Raw genomic sequence first — 24,580 nt, 5'->3', positions numbered from 1 at the left:
AGACCTGGAGGAGAACACACATGCGCTACGTACTTTTCATCTGCACCGACCCGACCGCCGAGCCCTACGTCGAGGCCGAGGACAACGCCCGGGAGTGGGTGGCGTCGCTGCAGGACAGTGGCTCCTACGTCTTGGGCGACCGCCTGCGGCCTGTCGAAGACGCCACTACTGTGCGCGTCCGAGCCGGCGAGCGGATCGTGGCCGACGGACCGTTCACCGAGAGCCGCGAATGGATCGCCGGGTTCGACGTGATCGACGCCGACGACCTCGATGCCGCGATCGAGATCGCCGCCGCACACCCGATGGCCCGGTTCGGCCTGGTGGAGGTGCGCCCCGTGTGGCCGCTCGGGTCGACGATGTGACCACACCGGAGGAGCCGGCGGGCACGTTACCGGATGCCATGGCCGCCGTGCGGCACGTGGCATCGATCGAGTACGGCCGCGTGGTCGCGAGTGTCATCGGCACTGTCCACGACTGGGCTCTCGCCGAAGATGCCGTGCAGGACGCTCTGGCTCGAGGAGTCGAGCGGTGGCCAGGCGACGGGGTTCCGGCGAACCCCGCCGCCTGGGTCACGACCGTCGCGCGCCGCCGCGCGATCGACCTCGTCCGTCACGCTGACGCCGAGCGCCGTGCGGTGGCTCGCCTGGAGAACGAGCCGCACGAAGGCACCGACATCGCCCCGGGAGCCGACGACCACGACGACGCGTTCCCGCACGGGGACGAGCGGCTGAAGCTGATCTTCACCGCCTGCCATCCCGCGCTGACCTTGGAGGCCCGCGCGGCGTTGACGCTCCGCACCGTCCTGAACGTGTCGATCGAACAGCTCGCCGCGATCTTCGCGGTCGCACCCGCGACGATGGAGAAGAGACTCGTGCGGGCGCGGGCCAAGATCGCGCACGCGAACATCCCGTACCGCGTTCCGGATGCCGCGCAGCTCGACAGTCGAAGCGCGAGCGTCTGCGAGGTCCTGTCCGCCCTGTTCACCATCGGCTACTCCGATCCGACGCTGCAGCCCGATCCCGGCGCCGAGGCCATCCGGCTTGCTCGGCTGTGCCGGCAGCTGCTCCCCTCGGATTCCCCGGCTCGACTCGAGTTCACGGGTCTTCTCGCCCTCCTGCTCCTTCAGCACTCCCGCCGCGCGGCACGCACCACGGCCGACGGCCTGTCCGTGCCGTTCGACGAACAGGATCGCGGACTGTGGGATGTCTCCGAGATCGAGGAAGGGCTGCGGCTGCTCGATGACGCCGTGGAGGAGGCGGCACGGGCGGGCATCCACGGCGGACGGCACCTCATCCGCGCCACCGTCGCGGCCGAATACGTCCGCCCCGCCCCCGGGACGGAGATCGACCACGCCCGCATCGCCGACATGTACGGGGTGCTGGAACAGGTGGATGCATCGCCGTTCGTCCGCCTGAATCGTGCGGTCGCCGTCGCGAACGCGGGACGACAGAACGAAGCTCTCGCGCTGACGGAGGCACTCGAAAGCTCGCTGGGAGGACACCACCTCTACTCGGCGGTTCGGGGAGATCTCCTGCAGCGCCTCAAGCGTGTCGAAGAAGCGAGGTCTGCCTTTCGCGATGCCGCACGCGCCGCCCCGACGGAACGCGAGCAACGGTCATACGCCCAGCACGCTGACGACATCGCCTCGGCATCGACCTGACCTGCGCCCTCCGGCTCCTTGAGGGCTTTGATCGCCACAGCGATGGCTCTCCGTCGCGGCACCGATGACGAGAAGTCGGCAACGAGGTTGCGCGACGCCCTCTCAAAATATTGCTTTTGTCCTCATATGTGTTCTTCCATGGGATAGGCGGGTCAATTCTGACATCCAGGAGGACTCCTCGTGAGACATCATCGAACCACCGCACTAGTCGCTCTCGCTGCTATCAGCGCCATGTCGTTCACGCCAGCCTCCGCTGCCATCGCAGACATAGGCAGCGGTAGTGACCAGGCCGATGACATCGCTGCCGTAGTTACGGAGGCAGCCCCCTTCATGAACGGCGGCATAGAGCTCGAGACGAGCCCAACAGAAGCCACGGCGACTCTCGACGGTGGCGGCGAGGCGATCCTGGCGATGGACCCCGCCCGGGGCGTCCGCATAACCTCCGCCGATGACACGGACTCGATGTCCTTCTCACTGCCCGGCGCATCCGGGCTCGACGACGCTGCTGTCGCCGGTGACGGATCGCTGAACTACGTGGGCGATGCGACGACGCCGTCGATCAATCTGATGACCGGGACTGAATCGATCCGCGTCAGTGTCGTCATCGACAACGCTGCCCAGGCTGATCGGTTCGACTACAACTTCGGACCCGACGCGACTGTCGAGATCCAAGACGACGGCAGTGCAATCGCGTACGTCGTCGAATCCACCACAGACCCGGCGACGGGAGGTGCGGCCGCGACCGAGAAGATCATCGCCAACATCGATGCCCCCTGGGCCAAGGACGCCAACGGTGTCGAGATTCCGACCTACTACGAGGCGTCCGGGTCGCAGCTAACTCAGTTCGTCGACCATCAGGACAGCAACTATGCCTACCCGATCGTCGCCGATCCGACGCTCGATCGGCCAAACGTCTTCCAGTACCGGTTGCGATTTAACCGAGCGGAAACGGCGACCATCGCGTCAGGAGGGGCGGGCATCATCGCCTCAGTAGGCTGCGGCGTGATGGCGCCCGTGTGTGTCGTGGCCGGCGGCTCGGTCTGGTGGAACGCGAGTGTCGCCCAGAATTCGAGCCCGAAGCGCTGTGTGCAGGTCACGGCAACACAGCCTTACATCTACCCCGGTGTTCTGTGGTGGGTCGACACGTACAGCGGAGGACCCTGTAGATGAGAAGCGAACCTCGGACCTGGTTCGGCGTGATCACGGAACCCGGCCGCCAGCTAACGATGACGGTCGCCATGGGCTTGCTGATCGTGGCGTCCACGGTATTGTCTGTCCGCTTCCCCGAGATCGGCTCCTGGCTCTTCATTGCGACAGGACTCCTCGCCGCCACTTGGTACGCCCACATGATGAAGCGGTGGCGAGCTGCGCGTGGTGATGAAGATGTCGTTCCACCGGAGGAGTGATTCACTGAGCGGCAGCCCGACTTGTCGGGCTGCCGCTCACACTCCAGCGACTCGACGCTCGGCGGCCTGACGTAAGGTACAGCGACGTCTTGGCCGCAGGATGCAACCCTTAGGAGCGATTGTGAAGCAACGAGCGAGACGAGCAATGGTCAGCATAGGATTCGTCGGCGCCGGCGTCATCATCCTCGCCATCGTCATAGCGGTTGCTGAAGGCTACATCTCAGACGCAGAGCACACGACGGGGAACCTCGCACCTGCTGCTCTGACCGGTCTGCTTGGCGCATGTCTCATGCTCGTCGGCTTCGGGAGCATTCTCTTCCGAAAAGAGTGACTAGGGGACTACAGCTCAGCTCATTCGGCCCCGCTACCCGTCAGGGTGACGGGGCCATCCCCTGCCCGCACACCGTTCGTGGCGCGGCGATCCGCCCCGAATCGGGCTACGGTACCCAGATGGACGAGTCGCCCCTGACCATCGAATCGCTGCGCGAACTCACGGACGCGGACGCCGAAGCAATCGCATCGCTCCTGGTGCAGCTCTCCTCATCCGCAGCATTCGATCGCGCTCGAACCGAAGCGGTCATCGCACACGAGGCGACGGAGCTCTTGGTTGCACGTGACTCTGGGCGCATCGTCGGCACCGCGACTCTCGTGACCGCACCATCCCTGACCGGACTGCGCGGCCATGTCGAAGACGTCGTGGTCGACGAGGCGGCACGCGGGCGCGGCATCGCGCGGCTCCTCCTGGAGCACATGACGCAGCTCGCGCGACAGCGCGGACTCCGGACGCTCGACCTCACATCCCGCCCATCCCGAAAATCCGCACTGCGGTTGTACGAGTCTGTCGGGTTCCACAGGCGTGAGACGAACGTGCTCCGGTTCACCCCTGCCACGGACTAGTTACGCCGCAACTCCGCAAGAGCTCCACGATTCCAGCCCTCCGCGCATGGCTCAGATCGCGGTCGTCGTTGATCCGTCGGTCAACCGCCAGGGCACCGGGTACTCCGCATACTTGAGCCCATTCGGAACCAGATGCTTGGCCTCTTCGGCGTAGCGTTCCGCGTCGTCAGCGTTGTCGAAGACGCCGTAGATGTCGAGGTCTCGCTCCTCATCGTTGAACACGATCCAGACTCGCATATCCTCATCCTCACTCACCCCCGACCTTGACCGATCATCCGGACCGCAGGAGACGTCCGTTCCGGCGTCTCCTCGCACAGCCACCAGATCGCTACCTTTGCTGAGCACGACGTGAAGGCTCGCGTCGAGTGGTGAAGTTCACTCCAATGAGAAACGCGAACAGCCCGACCAAGAGGTAGGCAGGAAGAGCGTCTCCAGAGGAGGGATCGGAGGCACCCGACCAGGTGAACCACGCGAGAACCCCGACCCACAACAGGACGGGGACGGTGGCGAGAAGAGTGCCCAAATTCCGACCCACTCGCCCGACCAAGGCACCCCAGAGGAGGAGTGCTATCCCGATGGCGGTGTAGACCATGTTGTACGTCCTTCACAGTCGGCAAGCGAGCTCGCGGGATCCTGCGCGTTCGCATTCTCAATGATGCGAATTCGTCGAGGGGAGAACACCAACACGGCTCGTTGTACGAATGATTCCTCACTCAATGCAGGTAAACGAGCCAGCTCCAATGCCCCCGTCACCACCCTCATTACGAGAGCCGCGAACACAAAGATGGGTCCAATCCATGGCGCCTCCGATCCGAACAGGAATCCCCCAGCGACAACGCCGCCCACGATGACCACGTTGACGATCGCTACGACTACTCCCAGACCTCGAGGGAGGGTCATCCCGGAACTGATACCGATGCTGACCCCCAGAGCGCAGACGACAAGGTAGACAGCGAGCTCGCCGCCGATTTCCAAGATCATTGCCATCGCTCCTTCGTCAGCACGTCACTCTCATGATGACCCCTGGCACCGGCGCGGCAGTGAAGAACAAGCAGGTCTTAGGGTTGTCTCCCTGAGCGATATGCGCCTGAGCCACAATGTATGAGCCAAAGACGGCGCACGCCTGGAACACCCTCGGCAGCGCCTTTCCGAAGATTCCGCACATCCCGACCGCAGCCGTGTAGTCCCGGACCCGCGAGGTTTCAGCACGCGTGAGCTTCATTCCCCAGATCGGGCCGTTCCAGATCCAGCTCGGATCAGCCACTACCGGATACGCGGTTGTGGCGCTCGGGGTCACAACCTGGAACAGCTCATCCCCTCGCACCTCATACCGCGTTTCCACCGCGGCACCATTCGCGTCAGTCGCCCACGGAGCCGCAACGGGCACATAATCTCCGGACTCGCCCAAGAAGATCACTTCACCCGTGTCACTCTGGTACGGCTGATAGCCATCCATGCGGTATCCGAATTCGTGTGGGCTCTCGGCACCGCCCAACACGGTCTGGATGCGCGTCGATCCGTCGGCGAGCGTCTGCACAGCAACTGCATCACCCGAACGGTCGTCGGCAGTGAAGACGACAGTGCCATCCTCAGCCACCACGCCATCGCTGATGGGGATTTCGTCGGGCAGCTCGATGGCCCGACTCTCCGCCTGGGTGCCTCCATCGATCGGCACACTCACAACAACGTTCTCTTCAGCCGAAAGGGGTACTGCTGCTGAGATCTCCCCCACCGTCGTGCTCAACTGGCCACCCTGTACCACCCCCGGCTCAGACAGAGTCGTTGTCGGGGTCGCCGCCTCAATGGTGGCCGAAACAGACTCCACGTCATCAACGTCGCTGTCGGATGCATGAGCTGGTGAAGCCATCGTTGCCGTGAGGGCAAGGGTGGCGGCTATCGCGACGATGAGTTCGCGCCTTCTTTGCAACATCTCTGTGGTCCATTCACTCGTAGCGGCCCGCCGATAGTTGGCCTCACTGCCGGGTGAGGCCACATGAGCAATGAAAGCACACAAATGAGGACGCTATTGATATTCTGCGTCCGCCCCAAGCCGCCCGTCACGTGCCCGCGAGCACCTCACACCTCGTCGGGCAGGCCGATGAGCGCGGTGCCTCAGAGACCAGACGCCGCGATCCCCCGCAGCAACCGCACCACGGTCTCCTCCACCCGCTCCGCGCTCAACGGCTGCCCGATCAACGCGGAGTACGACGCCATGGCGATGAACTGATCCGCGATCGCGCCCGCATCCACGTCCGCCCGCACATCCCCCGCGCCTCGTCCGCGCGCCACTCGCTCCGACACCCATTCGCGAATAGGCGCCGCCAGCCTCTCGTTCAGCACCAGCCCCAACTCCGGATCAGCCGCCGTCACCTCGATCAGCGCCCGCGCCAGTGACACCCCCTCGGGTCGAGCCAGCCCCGCGGACACCGCCGTGAACCATGCGCGCAGGTCCGCGCCGAGGTCGTCCGTCATCGGCACGACGACATCCGAACCAGGGACGGTCCCCTCGAGCAGCGCTTCCCCGAGAATCGCGGCCTTCGACGGCCACCACCGGTAGATCGTCTGCTTCGACACCTCCGCCTCAGCCGCGAGGCCCTCGATCGTCACGGCGTCGTATCCGTCTGCGGCGAGCGCGCGCCGCATCGCGTCCAGCACGGACTGGCGGGCTTTCTCACTGCGAGGACGAGGCACCCGTCCACCGTACTCAGGCGTACACTGGAACATAAGTAGACGCACCGTTGCGAAACTACAACGGCACCCGAGCAAGGAGAACGAGCATGGCCCTCACCGCACACTCCACCATCGGCGACTGGATGAACGACCCCACCGGCGGCCCCCTCATCCGCGGACTCTTCGAGCAGACGGGCGCCGACCCCGAGCTCCTCACCCCCGTGCTGGGCCTTCCGCTTCAGCAGCTGGTCGCGATGAGCCAGGGCCAACTTCCCCAGTCGGTCGTCGACGACCTCGTGCGCGCGGCCAACGACGGCGAGATCCCCGAAGACGACGCCTCCGAGGGCTGGACCGAGAAGCCCACCTCCGGCCGCTTCGCCGGCAAGACCGTCATCGTCACGGGCGCCGCCTCCGGCATCGGCAAGGCCACCGCCTCGCGCATCGCCCGCGAAGGCGGACGCGTGATCGCCAGCGACATCGCCGCCGAGAAGCTCGACACCCTCAAGGCCGAGCTCCCGGATGCCGACATCGTCACGGTCGCGGGCGACCTCACCAGGCAGGACGCGATCGACGCCGTGCTCGCCGCCGCGGGCGACCGCATCGACGGCCTCGCGAACGTCGCCGGCATCAACGACGACTTCTCCCCTGCGGGCGAGACCCCGGACGCCGTCTGGGACCGCGTGATCGCGATCAACCTGACCGCTCCGTTCAAGCTCATGCGCGCGGTCATCCCCGTCATGGAAACAGCCGGTCGAGGTGCGATCCTCAACGTCTCGAGCGAAGCGGGCCTGCGCGGCAACGCCTCGGGCAACGCCTACACGGCCAGCAAGCACGGCATCATCGGGGTCACGAAGTCGGCCGCCTTCATGTACGGCCCGAAGGGCATCCGCGTGAACTCCGTCGCCCCTGGCGGCGTCGCCACCGGCATCCCGATGCCCCCGAACATGTCGGAGTACGGCTCCGGCCGCCTCGCCCCGTTCCAGCAGGCGATCCCGACCGTCGCGACCGCCGAGCACCTGGCCGCCTCGATCACGTTCCTGCTGTCGGACGACGCCGTGAACATCAACGGCGCCATCCTCGCCTCCGACGGCGGATGGTCCGTGCAGTAAGCCCGACCGCGAAGCCGACGCCCCCGCCGACCCGAACGGCGGGGGCGTTTCGTATGCCCGAGGGGACGGGGGGCAGCTCGACTATCGAACGTCGAGGTCAGGGCTGGTCGACACATCGGCGCCTTCCTCGACACCCCCTCGGTCCAGCTCGCGCATCTTCGCATCCGTCACCGCCGTCCAGCCCCAGAAGGCGAAGAGCGGAATCACTGACAGCGGCCCGAGCCACGCAGGTTCGCCGCCGTTGCTCATGACAATCCCGTTACTGATCACCCAGAAGATGATTGCGACTATAGAGAGCGTCAAGCGCAAGGGAGAGAAGAGAATCCGGACTCGCTTGCGGAACGAATTGACATACGACTCCGGGTTCAGCGACATGAGTAGGTTCCGTACCAAGGAACGATGAGGCTGACGCCGGGAACGTAAGTGAGAAACCCTTCGAGGCAGCGCTTGGGCTTCGAGTTCTGAGCAACGCCTGCGGTGTAGATGGCGGGCGCGGAAGTCGCAAAGCACCCCGCTGCGAAAGCGGCAGCCCCGGCGGGGCCCGCGACGGCATGTCCCGCGGGTCCGCAGATTGCCGCCATACCGGCACTTCCCCACCCACCGCCTGCAATCGTCGCAGTCTCCGCCCGGTTCCATCGCACGCGGATCTGAATCGCGCTCATGAATCCCCAGGTCGGATCGGCGACGACTGGGAAGGCTGCGTCCGTCGTATCCACTTCCTGCGTCAGCATCCCGTCTGCGATGACGTACGCCGTGGGCACCGCGACTCCGTCCGCATCAACCGCCCATGCAGGTTCCACCTCACCGATCACCTCGGCGACGCGCGCGGAGCCTTCGACCGCGCGAGTGAGCATCACACCGCCGTCTGGTTGCAACTCGGCATCGACGCCCTCCGGCAGCGGGTAGCCGAAGCTCGCCGGGGCAGACTCATCCCAGAGCACGGTCGAGATTCGCACGCCATCTTGCACGGGAGTGACCGTCACATCTGGTCCGCCTTGTTCGCCGCGATACACGGTCGAGCCATCCGCCGCCGTCGCCCCGGCACCGGTCGGCACTCCGACCGGCGTGGACACGGTGAAGGTCGTCCCGTCATCCGCCTGAACAACGACGCCTTCGGATGCCTCCTGCGGGACGTTCACCACGGCAGAGCCCTCAGCCGCGACCGCGGCGGGAGTTCCTGCGGACTGTGCTGCTTCGGCGACCAATGCCGAGACCTCATCCGGCGACGCGTCGCCTGGCGACAACGTGTCATCAGCGGCCGCGGGCACCGCGAACGATGCGATCCCCGATACAGCCAGCGTCACCAAACTCGCCGCCGTCAGACACCTTTTCGCGCGAATCATCGTATTTCTCCGATCGTGACGTCACCCAGCGGCGACATACGGGGAGAATCGCATATTTGACGGCATAAAGCATTCATATGGATCATCGCATGCCGATATTCCGACTATCCGAGACCCTTCAGCGGTCATACACTCGACGTCATGCTGAAGCTCGTGTCGATCGTGATCCGCGTGACGGACCTCCCCGCGCAGTCCACGTTCTGGAAGGCAGCTCTCGACTACGTCGAACGCGACCCCGCGGACGACGACTGGGTCGTGTTGAAACCGCGCGATGCCGACGCTCCCTGCATCGCTCTCGACGCGCACCACTCCGAGCGCATACTGCCTCCGCGCATCCACCTCGACATCTACGCCGAGGATCAGGCCGCCGAGGTGCAGCGGCTCCTCGCTCTGGGTGCGCGCGAGGTGCACTGGGACGGACGCCCGGCCGACGCCGACTACGTGATCATGGAAGACCCTGAGGGCAACCGCTTCTGCATCGTCGACCGTCCCGACTGGTCGGGGTGGGACCGCGCAAGCGGAGAGTGAGGATTAGCCGACGTCGGCCAACATCCGATCCACCCACACCGGATGCGGCAGCGTGGCGATCTCGGCACGCGTGAACCACCCGACCTCGACGACCTCGTCCTGATCGGGCACCGGCGGATCGAGCAGTTCGCACGCGAACGCGGTCGACACGTACGACACACGATCCCCGTTCGGATACGTCACGACGAGCGATTCGCCACCGAAGGCGCCGACGATCCCGGTGATGCGGATGCGCGCGCCGATCTCTTCCTGCACCTCACGGGTGATCGCCTCATCCGGATCCTCCCCCGGCTCGACCCCACCACCGATCAGACCCCATTCCTCCGAGCCCGCCGTGCGGGCGAGCAGGAAACGATCGCCCTCGCGGATCACCGCGGTCATGCCCGGCAGCAGCAGGAGGTCATGACCGATCCGCGCGCGGATCGATCGGACGTATTCAGAGAACGGCATGCCGGGAGTCTAGGTTCCGAGACTGCGCGTAGGCCGTCACTCCGGGCCGGGCCGTCGTTCTCGGGCCGTCGCCTGCCGGTGCGACGCGAGAGCCGCGCGCACGGCCGAGTAGATCACCAGCCACACGACAGCGATCCCGATGAAGACGTACGCGAGATTCGCGAGAAGGACGAGAAGAAAAGAGCCAGAGAACATCGCCCCAGGATGCCGCACCCCGCGCACCCGCCCGGTCAGACTCCCCGCATCCGCGCCACGGCCGCCCGCACCAACGCGGCATTGCCCGGAGCGGTCGCGCCGTCGGGGAGCAGCAGCGTGTCTTCCAGACCGATGCGCGACGCCAGCCCGAACTCGACGGCAAGGTCGAACACCGGCCACGTCGAGCCCTCCTCGCCGTGCAACAGGATCGGGAGGTCGGGCTCCTCGAGCTGCACGTGGGCGATCATCCCTTCAGCGTGATCGCGCAGCACATCGGTCGGTTCGTCGGGGAGCTCGATCAGCACCCGCAGGCACTGCCCGCGAACGGGCGACCGCTTCCACACCTCGAAGCCGGCCGCGTCCCACAACCCGGCCTCGACCGCGACGCCGCGCCTAAGCAGCAGCGCGGCCACCTCATCGGCGCCGGCCTCGTGCCAGTTGACCGACGCGTGATCGGGTAGCTCCGTCCACGCCTCGATGGCGGCAAGGCGGCGCTCGACGTCGGGCTCGGCCCACGCTCCCGTCGTCACGCCGACCGGCACACCGGGGCTCGCGGAGCGCACCGCGGCCACCCATCGGGCGACATCGTCGGCGGCGAGACTGTCGCGACCCGCCTCGTCTTTCGGGTGCACATGCACCTCGTGCGCTCCCGCCACCACAGCACGCGCAGCATCGTCGGCGACGACCGACGCATCCGCACTCAACCACGGGTGCTCGACCGCATCACGAGCGCCGTTCACGCATGCCTGCAACAGCATCCGACGCGGAGGCCGGGCGGGCGGGTCCGAGTCCGGCGCGGTCATCGGCCGATCAGCTCGCGGGGGTGCAGGTCATAGGGAGAGGAGTCGGTCGACGGGCCCTCTTCGGCGCGCACCGTGTGCTCGACCTGACGCGCCACCGCCGCGCTGCGGCCGACCTTGACCGCCTCGGCCTCGCTCATGAAGCTGCTCCCCAACGTCTGCGATTCCCCCTCGATGCGGTTGAACCAGATGCCGTTGCGGTGGAACGTCTCGATGTCGCCTGCAGCCATGGCGGGATCCCTTCTCTCGCATCCCTTTCTACGTCAGACCACCGACACGACGGAGGGGCTTGACAGCCTCCGCCCCATCGCCCGAGCGAGACCGGTTCAGACCAGAAGACCCGCCCGACGCACGGCATCGCCCATCGCCGCGAACGCCTCTTCCAGGATCGGACGGGGTGTCGCGAAGACCACCCGCACGTGACCCTCGGCGCCACGCCCGAGCAGCCGTCCCTCGGTCAGCACGACCCCCGCCTGCTCGCGGAAGAACTCGGCGGGCGGCCCCGGAATCCCGAGCGCCGCCGTGTCGATCCACCCGATGTATGTCGCCTCGGGCACGTGATACACGGCTCCGGGGAGGTGCTCCTCCACCAGCGTCGCCAGCTGCCGCCGGGAACCGTCGAGGTAGTCGGCCACCTCCGTCAGCCAGGGCTTGCCCGACCGGTATGCCGCCGTCGAGGCCACCACCCCGAGCGTGGCCGCACCGTGCTGCACCGCGAAACCGAACCGCTTGTACAGCTGCTGGTCGGCTTCGTTCGAGGTGATCAGCTGCGCCGTCTTCAACCCAGGGATGTTCCAGGCCTTCGAGGCGCTCGTTCCCGTCACCGTATGCGCGGCCGTCACCTCCGACACCGACGCGTACGGCACGAACGACGCACCCTCATAGCGCAGCGGGGCGTGGATCTCATCCGCGAACACCCGCCCGCCGTGCCGCTCGACGATCTCTGCGATCGCCTCCAGCTCATCACGCCCGACGATCGTGCCGGTCGGGTTGTGCGGGTTGCAGAGCACGAGCGTCCTCGCGCCGGCAGCGAACGCCTCATCGATGCGCTGCAGATCGTGCTGCCAGCGCCCGTCGACCTCGATGCCGGGGACCTCGATCACCGGATGTCCGATCGCCGGCAGGTAGGTCAGGAACGGCATGTACGCGGGGGTGGGCACGATCACGGGCGAACCCGCTGGCGCATACTCCTGCACCGCGACGCCGAGGGCCGCCATCACGTCCGAGACCGGATGCACACGCTCGGGATCGACCGCCCAGTCGTACTCGTCGCGCATCCACTCAGATGTCGCCTCACCGAGCTCCGCGGCCTGCGGAGGGGAGAGGTATCCCAGGTTCTCGTCGTCGATCGCGCGATGCAGCGCCTCCGCGATCTCGGACGCGACCCCGAAGTCCATCTCCGCCACCCAGGCGCCGATGTGTCCGGGGTGCAGACTCCACTTGCGGCTCTGCGGCCGGTCGAGGAACAGACGGGTGCGGGCATCGAACGGATGCACGGGGGAGGCGGAGGTCATGGTCTGGGTCCCGCCGAGTCAGTCGGCGGCGTCGATACAGGAAAGACGCAGGACGCGGATCTCGGACACGGGGAACTCCATTCGCAGCGGGACCAGTCCAATCTACGGACGGCCCCGCTCCCTCGCATCTCGGGTTTCCCACCGTGACGGCGGTGGATGCCTCCGCAGAACCGGAGGGGCGCTGGTAACGTTCCCTTGATCGACGGCACCACATTCGGAGGGCAGTGATGAGCGAACCAGCGCGCCGCCCGACCGTCAAGGAAGTCGCGACCAGAGCCGGCGTCAGCCCCATGACCGTCTCCCGCACGCTCTCCGGCGGACTCAACGTCAAACCCGACGTGCAGCAGCGCGTGATGGAGGCCGTGGCCGAGCTCGGCTACCACCGCAACGAGAACGCACGCAGCATCCGTCCAGGACACTCGAGCGGCCTCATCGGCGTCGCGATCACGAACATCGCGAACCCCTACTACTCCACCTTCGCGCTCGGCGTCGAAGAGGAGGCCGCCCTCACCGGTCGCCGCATCCTGCTCGGCAACACCTCGGAGGACCCTGCGCGCGAAGCCGACCTCGTCGGCGACTTCCTCGGCCGCCGCGTCGACGGGCTGATCGTCGTCCCCGCCGGCACGACCTCCGCGCACCTCGCCCATTCGCAGAACCAGGGTGTCCCCGTCGTGCTCGCCTCTCGACGCATCGAAGGACTCGCCGTGGACAGCGTCGTGCTCGCCGACGACGAAGGCGCCCACCGCGGGACGACGGCGCTCATCGATCGCGGACATACCCGGATCGGCTACCTCGGCAATGCGCTGTCGATCTTCACCGGCGAGCGCCGCTACGCGGGCTTCGTCCGCGCCATGCAGGAGCGGGGCCTCACGGTCGACCCGCAGCTCGTCGCCACGAACCAACAGACCGTCGATCAGGCGCGCGAGGCGACGCGAACGCTCCTCGCCGCGTCGCATCCGCCCACCGCGATCTTCTGCGCCAACAACCGCAACGCGATCGGTGCGCTCAAGGAGATCAACGGCCAGCTCAACGCCGGGTCGCGCCCCGCGTCGGAGTTCCCCGAGATCGTGAGCTTCGACGACTTCGAGCTCGCCGAGCTCTCCCCCGTGCCGATCAGCGTGATCGACCACGACCCCCGCGAGCTCGGCCGCACCGCCACGCGCCTGCTGCTGGACCGCCTGGACGGCGGCGAGCGCGACAGGGAGCACCGCGAGCTCGAACTGCCCGTGTCACTGCGCGGCGTCCGCTGACGCGCACGGGCGCGGTTCCCCACCGCACTGCTGCTTCCCGGCTCACATGCATGACCCGCCCCCGAATGCATGAACCATTCCGCGCCGCGGCTCATGCATCCGTCCGCCGATCATGCAAGTGAAGCGGCCTGGGCGGGGCGTACGCAACGTGTTGACACCTCACCTCCGCGTTGATAACGTTACCAATCATCGACGAGGAGGCCGGATGGAGCTGTGCATCGATTTCGGAGGCACCGAGATCAAGATCGCCCTCACCGACGGCAGCCATGTCGTCGGCTCGCGCAGCATCCCGGTCGAAGGCACCCCCACCGACCTCGACAAGGCCGCCGCTCATGCCCGCGCACTCCTCGATCAGACCGGCCGCGCAGCCGACGCCGTGGGCATCGCGGTCCCTGGCGTCGTCGACCCCCGCAGCGACCGGATGCTGCACGCCAACGCCAAGTACGACTTCCTCGAAGACATCGACCTGCACGCCTGGGCGCACACCGAGTTCGACCTGCCGTCCGTGGTCGAGAACGATGCGCGCGCGGCGCTGATCGGCGAGACCTCCTCGGGCAGCGCGGCCGGTGAACGCGACGCTGTGCTCGTCACCCTCGGCACCGGCATCGGGACCGCGGCGATGATCGACGGATCGCCCCTGCGCGGACGCACCGGCCACGCCGGGATCCTGGGCGGACACCTCACCGTCGACATCGACGGCCCCACCTGCCCGTGCGGGAACATCGGCTGCGGCGAAGCACTGGCGAGCACCAGGGCACTCCCCGAGCACGTTTCCATGACGCAGGTCTTCACCACGAACGCGCACCCCGACCTGCGCGACCGCTTCCTGCACGTCTGGGGCGCCGTCGTCACGTCGCTCGTGCACTCCTACGACCCCGCCGTCGTGATCCTCTCCGGCGGCATCCTGCGCGCGGGCGACGCCGTGAGCGCACCGATCGAGGACTTCGTGCGCGAGCACCTATGGCCATCGCTGACCCCGCCGCACTTCGTCGTCCCGCCCGAGCCCGAACTCTCCGTCGTCCGCGGGCTCAGCACCCTGATCCATACCACCCACACCGCCACCACCCACACCGCCATCCCGCAGGAGGAACAGTGACCACGCCGATCAGCGACATGCATGAAGGGCACACCACCCGAGGTCGCTACGACACCCAGCCCACCGTGGCACTGCCCGCCGGGGAGCGCATCCTCCGCGGCGCGCACGGTTGGACGGCGGCGGCCGAGCTCGCCGAAGCCTGCGCCCGGGTGACCGGCACCGCCCCCGTGCTGCTGATCGACACCTACCCCGGAGTGGACGTCGAGGCCCTCACCACCCAGGTGCGCCAGTCGCTGCCGGAGTGGGCGGTCGTCGACGTCGAGGCCGCCGCGCGGCCGGTCGCCGAGGTCGAACAGTTGATCGCCCCGAGCCTCACCGACGACCGCGTCTTCGGTGTCATGAGCCACTTCGCCCTCACCGACTTCTACGACACCGCGAAGCTCGACGCCCTGGCAGACACGGTCGTCGAGAACCCCACCGTGGTGATCGGCTGGGGCGCGGCCCTGCTCTCCCCGCGCCTGACGGGCGACGCCGTGACGGTGCTCTTCGACATGGCCCGCTGGGAGATCCAGCTGCGCCAGCGCAAGGGCGCGACCAACTGGCGCGCCGACAACGCCTCGGAAGACAACCTCCGCAAGTACAAGCGCGGCTTCTTCGTGGAATGGCGCACCGCCGACCGTCACAAGCGCGCCCTGTTCGACACGGTCGACTTCGTGCTCGACGGCAATGCGATCTCGCCGGCCGAGCGGCATCCGGATTCGCCGGAGGCGGGGATGATCACGGGAGCCGCCTTCCGTCAGGCCCTGAAGGACGCCGCGCGTCGCCCGTTCCGCGTCGTCCCGTTCTTCGACCCCGGCGTGTGGGGCGGGCAGTGGATGAAGAACCTCATCGGCCTCGACCCCTCGAAGGACAACTACGCCTGGTGCTTCGACTGCGTCCCCGAGGAGAACTCGCTGCTGCTGGAGGGCGAAGGCGGCGTGATCGAGATCCCCGCCCTGGACCTCGTCTTCAGCCGCCCTGTCGACCTGCTGGGCGCGAAGACGTTCTCGCGATTCGGCGCCGAGTTCCCGATCCGCTTCGACTTCCTCGACACCATGGACGGCGGCAACCTCAGCCTGCAGGTGCACCCGCTCACCGATTACATCCAGAACACGTTCGGCATGCACTACACGCAGGACGAGAGCTACTACATGCTCGATGTCGGCGACGACGCGGTGGTGTACCTCGGGACGAAGGAGGGCATCGATCCCGCCGAGATGCTCCAGGAGCTGGCGACGGCCCAGGACGGCGAGCACCCGTTCCCCGCCGAGAAGTACGTCAACTCGTTCCCGGCCCGCAAGCACGACCACTTCGCCATCCCCGCCGGAACCGTGCACTGCTCCGGCGCGAACTCGATGGTGCTGGAGATCTCGGCGACGCCGTTCATCTTCACCTTCAAGCTCTGGGACTGGGGCCGGGTGGGACTCGACGGGATCCCCCGCCCCGTGCACCTCGACCACGGCGCCAACAACATCCAGTGGGACCGCGACACCACCTGGGTCGGCGACAACCTCATCGACCAGGTCGAGACCATCCGCACCGACGGCGACGTGATCGAGGAGAGCACGGGCCTGCACGAGCTCGAGTTCATCGAGGTGCGTCGACACTGGTTCACCCAGACGGCCGACCATGACACCGAGGGCACCGTGAACGTGCTCAACCTCGTGGAGGGCGATGAGGTCGAGGTGGTCAGCCCCACCGACGCCTTCGCTCCCTTCGTGATCCATTACGCCGAGACGTTCATCGTCCCGGCCGCCGTCGGGGCCTACCTCATCCGGCGCACCGAGAACTCGCGCAGTCCGCGCTTCGCGACCGTCAAGGCCTACGTGCGCGGCTCGCGCTCGAGCGACAGCTGAAGACGCCGCACCCGACGAGGACCGCACCCGAGAAACCGCACACCCGACACACACCGCACACCCGAGAAATACGAACAAGGGAGTTCAGAATGATTTCGCGACGCACGATCGCCGCCGCCGCGGCCGGTCTCCTCCTCGGCACCCTGGCGCTGGCCGGATGCTCCGGCGACTCCGGATCCGGCGGGGAGGGCGAGGTCACCGGCACGCTCGATTTCTACACCGACAAGGCGGCGTGGAAGCCCGATTTCGAGTCGCTCAACGAGGTCAGCGGCGATGCCGTCGACATCACCCTGAAGACCACGGGCTACTCCGACGCCAACCAGTACGACGCCTTCATCAAGCAGTCGTTCCGCACCGACAAGTCGCCGGGACTGTTCACCTGGCACACCGGCGAGTCGCTCAAGCAGCTCGTGGACGAGGGTCTGGTCGCCGAGACCACCGACATCTGGTCCAAGGCGGTCGACGAGGGCTGGGTGAGCGAAGACCTGCGTGACAGCTATACCTTCGACGGTAAGCAGTACTGCGTGCCGATGAACATCGCCTACTGGATCATGTTCTACAACAAGGCCGCCTTCGCCGACAACGGCATCGAGGTGCCGACGACCTGGGACGAGCTGAACACCGCCGCCGAGACGCTGAAGGATGCAGGGGTCACCCCGTACTACCAGACCAGCGTGCTGTTCACCTTCCAGTGGTTCCAGCACCTGGTCGCCGCCACCGACCCCGACCTGTACGCCGGACTCACCACGGGCGACGTGAAGTACACCGACCCCGAGATCGTCGACATCATGAACGTCTGGCTCGACGAGCAGAAGGCGGGCTGGTTCAGCGACGCGGGCAGCACGACCGATCCCGCGGTCGGCCTCAAGCAGGGCGACTACGCCATGATCAACTTCGGCACGTTCTTCGCCGGCAACCTCGAAGGCGCCGGCATGACCACCGATGACTACGGCATGTTCGCGATCCCCGCGGTCAGCGACGACCTCGATGCCACACCGGTGGCCGTGGAGTCGGGCCCGATCTGCACCGCCGAGAACTCGAAGCAGCGCGACCTCGGCCTGGCCTACGCCGAATGGTGGATGTCGCCCGACGCACAGACCGCGTGGAACGACGCACACGGTGACGTCGCGTTCAACCCGAAGGCGAAGGTCTCCGACCCCGCACTGGCTGAGATCGGCGAGCAGATCGCCGGCGACGACTACATGCTCTACGACCGGTTCTTCGAGGCGATGCCCACCGAGATCGTGACCACCGCGATCGAGCAGTTCGGCGCATTCAACGCCAACCCCGGCGACCCGATGCCGTTCCTGGAGAAGATCCAGGCCACGGCTGACAAGTACTGGGCAGAGCAGGAGTAAGCGGGCGGATGACGCATCAGAAGACGCCCTACCAGTGGTCCGCCCGGGGCTTCATCGCCCCGGGCGTGATCCTGGTCGCGGTCCTGCTCTACCTCCCGCTGCTGTGGACGGTGTTCCTCAGCTTCACGAAGTACAACGGCCTCGGCAGCCCGAAGTGGATCGGGCTCGACAACTACGTCGAGATGTTCACCGACGGCGACTTCGTGGGCTCGGCGATGAACACCGTGCTCTGGGTGATCGGCACCCTGATCATCCCGGTCGGCATCGGCCTGGCGATCGCGCTGCTCACCTGGAACCTCGGGGGTGGTATCTGGCTGCGCCTTCCGTTCCTCATCCCCTACGCCCTCTCCGGCATCGGCGTCGGCGTGGTCTGGTCGTTCATCCTCTCCTCGGGCGGAGCGCTCGATCAGGCCCTCGCCGCGTTCGGCATCACCGACCCACCGCGCTGGCTCCTCGACGCTCCGCTCAACACGGTCGTGATGATCATCGCGTCGTCGTGGCAGGGCGTCGGCGTGAACGCACTGCTGTTCACGATCGGCCTGCAGGCCATCCCCAAGGAGCCGCTCGAGGCCGCGCGCATCGACGGCGCCGGCGGGGTGCGTCTGTTCACCAGCATCCTGTGGCCCATGCTGCGGCCGCTCACCGCCGTGGTCGTCGGGCTCTCGATCGTCGCGAGCCTCAAGACCTTCGACATCGTATGGGGCATGACCAAGGGCGGACCGGGCACCGTCTCGGAGACCCTCGCGCTGACCATGTACAAGGAGACGTTCGTGAACAGCGACTACGGGCTCGGCTCCGCGATCGCGGTGTTCCTCACCGTGATCACCCTCGTCGCCTCGGTCCTGTACCTGCGCCAGCAGCTCTCCCCGAAGAAGGAGATGTGATGTCGAAGATCATCCGCACCACCGTGCTCGTCGTCCTCGGGATCGTGTGGCTCCTGCCCGCCTACCTGCTCGTCGTGAACGCGATGAAGGACCCGACCACCTTCACCTCGAAGGAGTCGTGGATCCCCACCGACTTCCACCTGTTCGAGAACTTCGGTCAGGCGCTCGAGCTCTCCGGCATCGGCGACAGCATCGTCAGCACGCTCATCTATTCGATCGTGTCGCCGACCATCGCCGTTCTCGTGGGCGCCGCGGCCGGCTTCGCGATCGTGGCCCTGCGCCTCAAGCGCGGATTCCTATGGTTCGTCGTGATCTTCGGCGGCACGGTCTTCCCGCTGCAGATGGTGCTGCTGCCCCTGTTCGACGCCTACTCGCGCACCGGGCTGTTCGACACCCGCGTCGGCATGATCATGATCTACACGGTGATCTCGATCCCGTTCTCGGCGTTCGTGATGCGAAACTTCTTCACCGGCGTCGCGCACAACGTGTTCGAGGCCGCGGTGCTCGACGGTGCCACGACCTGGCGCATCTTCGTGCGTCTGTACCTGCCGATGGCGTCGAGCGCGCTGGTCGCGATCTTCATCCTGCAGGCCACCTTCGTGTGGAACGACCTGCTGCTCGGACTCACGCTCAGCCAGTCCGACGACATCCGCCCCATCATCACCACCCTGTCGGGCATGCAGAGCACCTATGGCGGCGCGCAGATGTCGGTCGTGCTCGCTGCGGCCGTGCTCGTCTCGCTGCCGACCGTAATCCTGTTCCTGTGCACCCAGCGGTTCTTCGCCAAGGGCCTCGCGCTCGGACAGTACTGACCCCCAACCTGCCTCGAAAGGCATCATGAATCCCCTCATCCCCACCGTCGAGGATCTGGTCGCCGATGCGGTCACCCATCACTACGACGACATGATCGCGCCCACGGGCCTCACGAACATGCTCGGCACCGTGCGCGTGGACCACGACCTGACCGCGCTCAGCGCCGTGCAGTTCCCACCGGTGTCGCAAGGACTCACGCAGACCGCCGTGCTGTTCGTCGACGGCCGCCTGTTCGCGTCATACGGCGTGCCCGTCACGCACGAGTGGCGGCCCGACGGGGTGGTGCGGCGCGCGAGCGTGGGTGAGCTCGAGATCGAGACCACGACCGTGTGCGTGCCGGGGAAGACAGCGGTGGCGATCGACATCGCGGTGCGCAACTCCGGTGCGGGCGAGCGTGAGGTGCGGATCGGCCTGTCGTCTGCGGCCCGCGTGACCCGGTCGACCGAGGCCTGGCTCGACGCGGAATCACCGTCGGAACGCGACACCGCGACCGTCGACGGCGGGTGCCTCGTGTTCGGTTCGACCGATGCCGCGGCGTGGAGCGTGCAGGGCCTGATCGGCGGGACCGCGACCCTCAGCGATGTGGCCGACCTGCCCGATGCATTCGACACCGGGATCGGCGGCAACGGCCGCGGCGGCGAGCTCGCGACCACGCTGACCGTGCCCGCCGGCGGAACCGCGCGCACCGGCTTCGTGCAGGCGATCGGCCTCGACGAGTCCGACGCGAAGGCCACCTGGGCTGACGTCGCCGGTGACATCCCCGGTGCCGTCGCCTCAGCCGAAGAGTTCTGGAACCGACAGCTCCGCGCCGCGTTCGACCCGAGCGACACCGAGTTCTCCGGCGCACTGCCCGTGCTCGACACCGCCTCCGCACCCCTGCGCCGCCTGTACTGGTGGGCGGCGCTGGGCGTGATCTGGTTCCGCCGCGACTTCGCCGGCAATGTGCTCGGGCGGTCGTACGACACGCTCATGCCCAACTACTGGGGCACCACCACGTTCATCTGGGACTACAGCCTCAGCTCGGTGAGCCACGCCCTGCTCGACCCCGACGAGATGCGGACCCAGGTGCGGCACTGGATCTCCCTCGACATCCACTCGCACTTCGGCACGTCGTCCCTCACCGGAGGCCCGGTCGGCCGCTGGTACTCCGTGAACGACTACGCCATGACCCGGCTCGTGCACGACTACGTACGTTTCACGGGTGACGTCGCGTTCCTCGACGAGATCGTCGGCGACCAGACCGTGGCCGCGTCGGTGCGGCAGTGGGCGACCGCCTGGAAGGATCTGCGCCGCGATACACCCCTGGCCGACTACGGCGAGATCGACAATCTGCTGGAGTGCGTGAGCTCGTACACGCACGAGGTGGCGAGCCTCAACGCCGCGAACGTGTGGAGCATGCGCACCGCCGCCGACCTGGCCGACCTGCGGGGCGACGAGACCGCGGCGAGCGCGCTGCGCACCGAGGCCGAGGCGCTGCTCCCGGCCGTGATCGCGCGCTATCGTCCCGGCACCGGTGTCTTCACGGCAGGACAGCCCGACGGCACGCAGCTTCCCGTGCGGCACTGCTACGACTTCAGCGTGGTCGGCACCACGATCGCCGAGGATCTCGCCCCGGGAATCCGCGACGAGATGGTCGGCTTCTTCCAGCGCGAGCTTCAGACCGACAACTGGATGCGCGCACTCTCACCCTGGGATCCCGACGCCAGCTACAGCCCACGGCCCGACCACCAGTGGAACGGCGCCTACCCTGCCTGGCCCGCCGACGCCGGACGTGCGCTCTCCGCACTCGGAGCCCCCGAAGTGCTGACCGGCTGGATCGAAGGGCTCTCCCGTACTGCGAACCAGGGGCCGATGGGGCAGGCGCACTTCGTGGAGGAGGCCGTGCCCGGCATCAACGGCGGAGCCCGCAAAGCGCCCCCGCAGCTGCCGTACATCATCGACTGGTCGTGTTCCTCGTCTGGGGCCTGGATCGAGCTCGTGATCGAAGCCCTGTTCGGTGTCTCGGTCGCCGCCGGCGGCACTGTGCGGGCGGCCGGATGCGTCGCCGCCCTCGACCCGGGCGCGACCCTGCGCGGCCTGCGCGTCGGCACCCGCACCTACGACATCGACGCCTCCGGAGGAATCACCCCCGCCCCAGGCCGCTGACCCGCACCACCCGAGCACCACCGAGCACCACCCGAACACGAAGGAGTGATCGACATGAGAAGACGCACCATCGCGGCGACCCTCGCCGCGGCATCCCTCTGCGCCGGCGCGCTGTTCGCCGCCCCGGCCACCGCAGCCGTCCCGACCGGAGGGAACCATGGCGGCGGAGGACACGGACCCGGCCAGTGCTCGCTGGTCGACAAGACGCTCACCGCCACGGCGAACGTGAAACAGGGCCTGACCGAGCAGTTCACCGCCTACGGGAACACCGGCGGCGCGTGGACCGGCGGCGACAGCACGTACTCCCTGCCGCTCGGGAAGGGGAAGACCGGATGGTTCTTCTCCGACACGTTCCTCGGCACCGTGAACCCCGACGGCTCGCGGCCCACCGACTCCCCGTTCGTGAACAACTCCGTCGTGGTGCAGGACCGCCGCGGCGGGTTGACGACCATCACGGGAGGCACCCCGGAGGAGCCTGCCGCCATCATCCCGCCCGAGCCCGACGGCAAGTGGTACTGGATCGGCGACCCCACGCCCGGACGCGACGGCACGGTGCAGGTGCCGCTGCTGCAGTTCGGGCGCACGGGCAGCGGCCAGTGGGACTTCGCGTGGACCGCGAACCGCCTTGCCACCCTCGACGGCCAGACCCTGCAACTGGAGTCCATCACCGACCTGCCTTCGGCGACCGGGATCAACTGGGGGTCGTGGACGCTGGAGGAACGCGGCACCACGTACATCTACGGCATCGCGGATCCGGGTGGAGTGCGCTCGGCCTACGTCGCCCGCGCGCAGGACCGCGACGGCGTCAAGGGCGCGTGGACGTACTGGAACGGCACCGGATGGTCAGCTGCCGAGACCGATGCCGTCCCTGTCGTGCCGTACGTGGCGAACGAGTTCAGCATCGCCCCCTTCCGCGACGGCTACCTGCTCGTCACGCAGGACACGTCGGAGCTGTTCAGCACCCGCATCGTCGCCCGCACCTCGTGCTCGCCCACCGGCCCGTTCACCGATCCGGTCGAGCTGTACCGCACTCCCGAGACCGGGGCACTGGGCAGCTACGGCGACCCCGATGTGTTCACCTACAACGCGCACGAGCATCCGCAGCTGCGCCAGGGCAACCGCATCCTCGTCTCCTACAACGTCAACACCTTCGACAACGTGGGCGACGTGTATGACGACGCCTCGATCTACCGTCCGCGGTTCATCGACGTGCAGCTCGAGGTCACCGGGTGACCGACGACCGTGCGGCGCTCCGAGGGCTTCTCGCCTCCGGAGCGCCGCTCACCTGGGTGCTCACGGGCGACTCCATCACGCACGGACTCATCCATACCCGCGGTGCCCGCAACTACGTCGACCATCTGCACGAGCTGATCCGCGGCGACCTGGGTCGGGTGCATGACACGGTGATCAACACCGCGATCACGGGGTGGCGCGCCGACCTGATCCTGGCGGACTTCGAGGGGCGCGTGGCATGCTGGCGCCCCGACGTCGTGACGCTGCTGATCGGCACGAACGACTGCACCACCGAGTGGCTCGATCCCGTGATCGAGGTGTCCGAGTTCGCCGACTCGGTCGCGGGGTTCGTGCGACGGGTGCGGGAGCTCGGCGCGGTTCCGGTGCTGCAGACACCGCCGCCCGCCGACCTGTCTCACGCTCCCGACCGCGCGCGCATCGGCGAGTTCGCGCAGGCGATCCGCGACGTGGCCGCCGCCGAAGAAGCGATCCTCGTCGACCAGCACGAGGCGTTCGCCGTGTTCTCCGCGGGCACGGGGCCGGGCAACGAGGGCACACCGTGGGGGTTGCTCGACGACGCATTCCACCCGAGCGCCTCAGGTCATGCCCTGCTCGCGCTCGGCCTGGCCGGGGCGCTCGGGCTGGCCGGGCCGCTCGGACTGGACGCCGAGGACTCCCGGGTGGTCACGGACCTGCGGGCACGGGTGGCCCTGGCACGGCATCCGCACTGGCCGCCGGCCTGACCGGCGTCCTGGGGCGACACGTCTGTCGGAGGATCGGACGGGTGCAGGATCACTCGCAGTGATTCCTCCTGCATCCATCCGATCCTCATGCATCCGGTCGGGAAGAACGGGCCATCGGGCTCAGGCCGCGACGTCGAGCGCCCAGGTCACGCCGAAACGGTCGGTGAGCATGCCGAAACCGGCCGACCACGCCGATGCTGCCAGTGACTCGATCACGGTCGCGCCCTCGACGAGCCCGTTCCAGTAGCGCTGGAGCTCATCGAGCGAATCGGCGCGCAGCGACTGAAAGAACGTGCGGTCGGTGAGGGTCGCTCCGTTCTCCCGGTGCGTGCTGCCCGCGGTCGCCGCCGGGTTCGAGTCGTCCTCACCAGGGATGTCGTACGCCATCAGGCGCACGACACCGTCCAACTGGCCGAACACGATCTTGTCGAAGCCCGGAACGCCCTCGGGCATGCCGAACTGTCCATAGGTCGCCGCGGTCACCTCGCCGCCGAACACGGACTGATAGAAGTCGAGCGCCTGCCGGGCCGTGCCGCGGAAGTTCAGGTGGGTCGTGGTGGTGATGGTCATGCTCTTCTCCTCGTCGCGAGCCCCGCCGTTCGGGACCTCTGACGACAACGATCACAGAGGTAGAGGTCAGTTTCCGTCCTC

28 protein-coding genes are annotated in these 24,580 nt (G+C 67.3%); 17 read left to right on the top strand and 11 right to left on the bottom strand.

Annotation, left to right across the window (positions count from 1 at the left end):
- Positions 1 to 20: 20 nt before the first annotated feature.
- The 6 genes from ILP86_RS13655 (at position 21) to ILP86_RS13630 (ending at position 3,963) form a co-directional block, all read left to right on the top strand.
- On the top strand, positions 21 to 362 hold the full coding sequence (locus tag ILP86_RS13655) for a YciI family protein (protein ID WP_193762214.1): 342 nt from the start codon (positions 21 to 23) through the stop codon (positions 360 to 362).
- Positions 338 to 1,660: an RNA polymerase sigma factor gene (locus tag ILP86_RS13650; RefSeq protein ID WP_193762213.1), complete on the top strand. Its 1,323-nt coding sequence runs from the start codon at positions 338 to 340 to the stop codon at positions 1,658 to 1,660. The genes ILP86_RS13655 and ILP86_RS13650 overlap by 25 nt, the downstream gene beginning before the upstream one ends.
- Positions 1,661 to 1,891: 231 nt before the next feature.
- Entirely contained in the window at positions 1,892 to 2,830 is a 939-nt protein-coding gene (locus tag ILP86_RS13645) for a hypothetical protein (RefSeq protein ID WP_193762212.1), read from the top strand.
- Complete coding sequence (locus tag ILP86_RS13640; protein ID WP_141368006.1) at positions 2,827 to 3,066, top strand: hypothetical protein; 240 nt, start codon at positions 2,827 to 2,829, stop codon at positions 3,064 to 3,066. The genes ILP86_RS13645 and ILP86_RS13640 overlap by 4 nt, the downstream gene beginning before the upstream one ends.
- Before the next feature lie 121 nt (positions 3,067 to 3,187).
- Positions 3,188 to 3,397, top strand: a complete 210-nt coding sequence (locus ILP86_RS13635) for a hypothetical protein (protein WP_227751236.1) — start codon at positions 3,188 to 3,190, stop codon at positions 3,395 to 3,397.
- A 119-nt stretch (positions 3,398 to 3,516) separates the two neighbouring features.
- Complete coding sequence (locus ILP86_RS13630) at positions 3,517 to 3,963, top strand: GNAT family N-acetyltransferase (protein WP_193762210.1); 447 nt, start codon at positions 3,517 to 3,519, stop codon at positions 3,961 to 3,963.
- Positions 3,964 to 4,014: 51 nt separating this feature from the next.
- Here the strand turns inward: ILP86_RS13630 and ILP86_RS13625 are convergent, their stop codons facing one another.
- From ILP86_RS13625 to ILP86_RS13615, 3 genes are all read right to left on the bottom strand, one after another.
- Complete coding sequence (locus ILP86_RS13625) at positions 4,015 to 4,200, bottom strand: hypothetical protein (RefSeq protein ID WP_061015620.1); 186 nt, start codon at positions 4,198 to 4,200, stop codon at positions 4,015 to 4,017.
- A gap of 760 nt (positions 4,201 to 4,960) precedes the next feature.
- A complete protein-coding gene (locus ILP86_RS13620; RefSeq protein WP_141368009.1) occupies positions 4,961 to 5,956 on the bottom strand; it encodes a hypothetical protein in 996 nt (331 codons plus the stop codon).
- Positions 5,957 to 6,075: 119 nt separating this feature from the next.
- Positions 6,076 to 6,654 (bottom strand): TetR/AcrR family transcriptional regulator, encoded by a 579-nt coding sequence (locus ILP86_RS13615; protein WP_308431941.1) that lies wholly within the window; start codon positions 6,652 to 6,654, stop codon positions 6,076 to 6,078.
- A gap of 86 nt (positions 6,655 to 6,740) precedes the next feature.
- On the opposite strand from ILP86_RS13615, the gene ILP86_RS13610 reads away from it, so the two are divergent.
- Entirely contained in the window at positions 6,741 to 7,742 is a 1,002-nt protein-coding gene (locus ILP86_RS13610; RefSeq protein WP_193762209.1) for an SDR family NAD(P)-dependent oxidoreductase, read from the top strand.
- An 81-nt stretch (positions 7,743 to 7,823) separates the two neighbouring features.
- Here the strand turns inward: ILP86_RS13610 and ILP86_RS13605 are convergent, their stop codons facing one another.
- Both ILP86_RS13605 and ILP86_RS13600 read right to left on the bottom strand, forming a co-directional pair.
- A complete protein-coding gene (locus ILP86_RS13605; protein ID WP_141368011.1) occupies positions 7,824 to 8,117 on the bottom strand; it encodes a hypothetical protein in 294 nt (97 codons plus the stop codon).
- Positions 8,108 to 9,085 carry a hypothetical protein gene (locus tag ILP86_RS13600; protein WP_193762208.1) on the bottom strand — a complete coding sequence of 326 codons (978 nt, stop codon included), beginning with the start codon at positions 9,083 to 9,085 and terminating at the stop codon, positions 8,108 to 8,110. Before ILP86_RS13600 ends, ILP86_RS13605 begins: the two co-directional genes overlap by 10 nt.
- Positions 9,086 to 9,226: 141 nt before the next feature.
- On the opposite strand from ILP86_RS13600, the gene ILP86_RS13595 reads away from it, so the two are divergent.
- On the top strand, positions 9,227 to 9,613 hold the full coding sequence (locus ILP86_RS13595; RefSeq protein ID WP_193762207.1) for a VOC family protein: 387 nt from the start codon (positions 9,227 to 9,229) through the stop codon (positions 9,611 to 9,613).
- A 3-nt stretch (positions 9,614 to 9,616) separates the two neighbouring features.
- Here the strand turns inward: ILP86_RS13595 and ILP86_RS13590 are convergent, their stop codons facing one another.
- The 5 genes from ILP86_RS13590 to ILP86_RS13570 form a co-directional block, all read right to left on the bottom strand.
- Positions 9,617 to 10,063 (bottom strand): NUDIX domain-containing protein, encoded by a 447-nt coding sequence (locus ILP86_RS13590; protein ID WP_193762206.1) that lies wholly within the window; start codon positions 10,061 to 10,063, stop codon positions 9,617 to 9,619.
- A gap of 36 nt (positions 10,064 to 10,099) precedes the next feature.
- Positions 10,100 to 10,258, bottom strand: a complete 159-nt coding sequence (locus ILP86_RS13585) for a hypothetical protein (RefSeq protein WP_157543518.1) — start codon at positions 10,256 to 10,258, stop codon at positions 10,100 to 10,102.
- Between the two features lie 35 nt (positions 10,259 to 10,293).
- Entirely contained in the window at positions 10,294 to 11,016 is a 723-nt protein-coding gene (locus ILP86_RS13580) for a 3-keto-5-aminohexanoate cleavage protein (RefSeq protein ID WP_193762239.1), read from the bottom strand.
- A 41-nt stretch (positions 11,017 to 11,057) separates the two neighbouring features.
- Positions 11,058 to 11,288, bottom strand: a complete 231-nt coding sequence (locus ILP86_RS13575; protein ID WP_058631043.1) for a hypothetical protein — start codon at positions 11,286 to 11,288, stop codon at positions 11,058 to 11,060.
- A 96-nt stretch (positions 11,289 to 11,384) separates the two neighbouring features.
- Positions 11,385 to 12,572, bottom strand: a complete 1,188-nt coding sequence (locus tag ILP86_RS13570) for a MalY/PatB family protein (RefSeq protein ID WP_193762205.1) — start codon at positions 12,570 to 12,572, stop codon at positions 11,385 to 11,387.
- 227 nt (positions 12,573 to 12,799) lie between these two features.
- Here ILP86_RS13570 and ILP86_RS13565 point away from each other — a divergent pair, with 227 nt between their 5' ends.
- The 9 genes from ILP86_RS13565 to ILP86_RS13525 all read left to right on the top strand — a co-directional run bounded on the left by ILP86_RS13565 (position 12,800) and on the right by ILP86_RS13525 (position 23,929).
- Positions 12,800 to 13,822 carry a LacI family DNA-binding transcriptional regulator gene (locus ILP86_RS13565; protein ID WP_061015120.1) on the top strand — a complete coding sequence of 341 codons (1,023 nt, stop codon included), beginning with the start codon at positions 12,800 to 12,802 and terminating at the stop codon, positions 13,820 to 13,822.
- Between the two features lie 205 nt (positions 13,823 to 14,027).
- Entirely contained in the window at positions 14,028 to 14,918 is an 891-nt protein-coding gene (locus ILP86_RS13560) for an ROK family protein (protein WP_193762204.1), read from the top strand.
- Entirely contained in the window at positions 14,915 to 16,753 is a 1,839-nt protein-coding gene (locus ILP86_RS13555; RefSeq protein ID WP_193762203.1) for a class I mannose-6-phosphate isomerase, read from the top strand. Before ILP86_RS13560 ends, ILP86_RS13555 begins: the two co-directional genes overlap by 4 nt.
- A gap of 89 nt (positions 16,754 to 16,842) precedes the next feature.
- Positions 16,843 to 18,111, top strand: a complete 1,269-nt coding sequence (locus tag ILP86_RS13550; RefSeq protein ID WP_193762202.1) for an ABC transporter substrate-binding protein — start codon at positions 16,843 to 16,845, stop codon at positions 18,109 to 18,111.
- 8 nt (positions 18,112 to 18,119) lie between these two features.
- Positions 18,120 to 18,995, top strand: a complete 876-nt coding sequence (locus tag ILP86_RS13545; RefSeq protein WP_141368016.1) for a carbohydrate ABC transporter permease — start codon at positions 18,120 to 18,122, stop codon at positions 18,993 to 18,995.
- The gene (locus ILP86_RS13540) at positions 18,995 to 19,807 is read left to right on the top strand and encodes a carbohydrate ABC transporter permease (RefSeq protein ID WP_193762201.1); all 813 of its coding nucleotides are present in this window, start codon (positions 18,995 to 18,997) and stop codon (positions 19,805 to 19,807) included. Before ILP86_RS13545 ends, ILP86_RS13540 begins: the two co-directional genes overlap by 1 nt.
- 25 nt (positions 19,808 to 19,832) lie before the next feature.
- Positions 19,833 to 21,953: a hypothetical protein gene (locus ILP86_RS13535; RefSeq protein ID WP_193762200.1), complete on the top strand. Its 2,121-nt coding sequence runs from the start codon at positions 19,833 to 19,835 to the stop codon at positions 21,951 to 21,953.
- A gap of 54 nt (positions 21,954 to 22,007) precedes the next feature.
- On the top strand, positions 22,008 to 23,186 hold the full coding sequence (locus ILP86_RS13530) for a DUF4185 domain-containing protein (protein WP_193762199.1): 1,179 nt from the start codon (positions 22,008 to 22,010) through the stop codon (positions 23,184 to 23,186).
- Complete coding sequence (locus ILP86_RS13525; RefSeq protein WP_193762198.1) at positions 23,183 to 23,929, top strand: SGNH/GDSL hydrolase family protein; 747 nt, start codon at positions 23,183 to 23,185, stop codon at positions 23,927 to 23,929. The genes ILP86_RS13530 and ILP86_RS13525 overlap by 4 nt, the downstream gene beginning before the upstream one ends.
- Before the next feature lie 120 nt (positions 23,930 to 24,049).
- Here ILP86_RS13525 and ILP86_RS13520 read toward each other — a convergent pair whose 3' ends face one another.
- On the bottom strand, positions 24,050 to 24,499 hold the full coding sequence (locus ILP86_RS13520; protein ID WP_193762197.1) for a VOC family protein: 450 nt from the start codon (positions 24,497 to 24,499) through the stop codon (positions 24,050 to 24,052).
- Positions 24,500 to 24,580 lie beyond the last annotated feature (81 nt).

Origin of the sequence: Microbacterium sp. R1 (assembly GCF_015159725.1) — a bacterium.
GTDB lineage: Bacteria > Actinomycetota > Actinomycetes > Actinomycetales > Microbacteriaceae > Microbacterium > Microbacterium oxydans.
This window is presented reverse-complemented; position numbering and strand designations above follow the sequence as displayed.

Bases quoted from the DNA above. Each gene is read 5' to 3' on its own strand.
- ILP86_RS13630 (WP_193762210.1), top strand. From the start codon at position 3,517: ATGGACGAGTCGCCCCTGACCATCGAATCGCTGCGCGAACTCACGGAC.
- ILP86_RS13560 (WP_193762204.1), top strand. From the start codon at position 14,028: ATGGAGCTGTGCATCGATTTCGGAGGCACCGAGATCAAGATCGCCCTC.
- ILP86_RS13530 (WP_193762199.1), top strand. From the start codon at position 22,008: ATGAGAAGACGCACCATCGCGGCGACCCTCGCCGCGGCATCCCTCTGC.
- ILP86_RS13550 (WP_193762202.1), top strand. From the start codon at position 16,843: ATGATTTCGCGACGCACGATCGCCGCCGCCGCGGCCGGTCTCCTCCTC.
- ILP86_RS13570 (WP_193762205.1), bottom strand. From the start codon at position 12,572: ATGACCTCCGCCTCCCCCGTGCATCCGTTCGATGCCCGCACCCGTCTG.
- ILP86_RS13580 (WP_193762239.1), bottom strand. From the start codon at position 11,016: ATGCTGTTGCAGGCATGCGTGAACGGCGCTCGTGATGCGGTCGAGCAC.
- ILP86_RS13535 (WP_193762200.1), top strand. From the start codon at position 19,833: ATGAATCCCCTCATCCCCACCGTCGAGGATCTGGTCGCCGATGCGGTC.
- ILP86_RS13610 (WP_193762209.1), top strand. From the start codon at position 6,741: ATGGCCCTCACCGCACACTCCACCATCGGCGACTGGATGAACGACCCC.
- ILP86_RS13605 (WP_141368011.1), bottom strand. From the start codon at position 8,117: ATGTCGCTGAACCCGGAGTCGTATGTCAATTCGTTCCGCAAGCGAGTC.
- ILP86_RS13600 (WP_193762208.1), bottom strand. From the start codon at position 9,085: ATGATTCGCGCGAAAAGGTGTCTGACGGCGGCGAGTTTGGTGACGCTG.
- ILP86_RS13640 (WP_141368006.1), top strand. From the start codon at position 2,827: ATGAGAAGCGAACCTCGGACCTGGTTCGGCGTGATCACGGAACCCGGC.
- ILP86_RS13565 (WP_061015120.1), top strand. From the start codon at position 12,800: ATGAGCGAACCAGCGCGCCGCCCGACCGTCAAGGAAGTCGCGACCAGA.
- ILP86_RS13520 (WP_193762197.1), bottom strand. From the start codon at position 24,499: ATGACCATCACCACCACGACCCACCTGAACTTCCGCGGCACGGCCCGG.
- ILP86_RS13585 (WP_157543518.1), bottom strand. From the start codon at position 10,258: ATGTTCTCTGGCTCTTTTCTTCTCGTCCTTCTCGCGAATCTCGCGTAC.
- ILP86_RS13645 (WP_193762212.1), top strand. From the start codon at position 1,892: ATGTCGTTCACGCCAGCCTCCGCTGCCATCGCAGACATAGGCAGCGGT.
- ILP86_RS13595 (WP_193762207.1), top strand. From the start codon at position 9,227: ATGCTGAAGCTCGTGTCGATCGTGATCCGCGTGACGGACCTCCCCGCG.
- ILP86_RS13575 (WP_058631043.1), bottom strand. From the start codon at position 11,288: ATGGCTGCAGGCGACATCGAGACGTTCCACCGCAACGGCATCTGGTTC.
- ILP86_RS13540 (WP_193762201.1), top strand. From the start codon at position 18,995: ATGTCGAAGATCATCCGCACCACCGTGCTCGTCGTCCTCGGGATCGTG.
- ILP86_RS13625 (WP_061015620.1), bottom strand. From the start codon at position 4,200: ATGCGAGTCTGGATCGTGTTCAACGATGAGGAGCGAGACCTCGACATC.
- ILP86_RS13655 (WP_193762214.1), top strand. From the start codon at position 21: ATGCGCTACGTACTTTTCATCTGCACCGACCCGACCGCCGAGCCCTAC.
- ILP86_RS13545 (WP_141368016.1), top strand. From the start codon at position 18,120: ATGACGCATCAGAAGACGCCCTACCAGTGGTCCGCCCGGGGCTTCATC.
- ILP86_RS13590 (WP_193762206.1), bottom strand. From the start codon at position 10,063: ATGCCGTTCTCTGAATACGTCCGATCGATCCGCGCGCGGATCGGTCAT.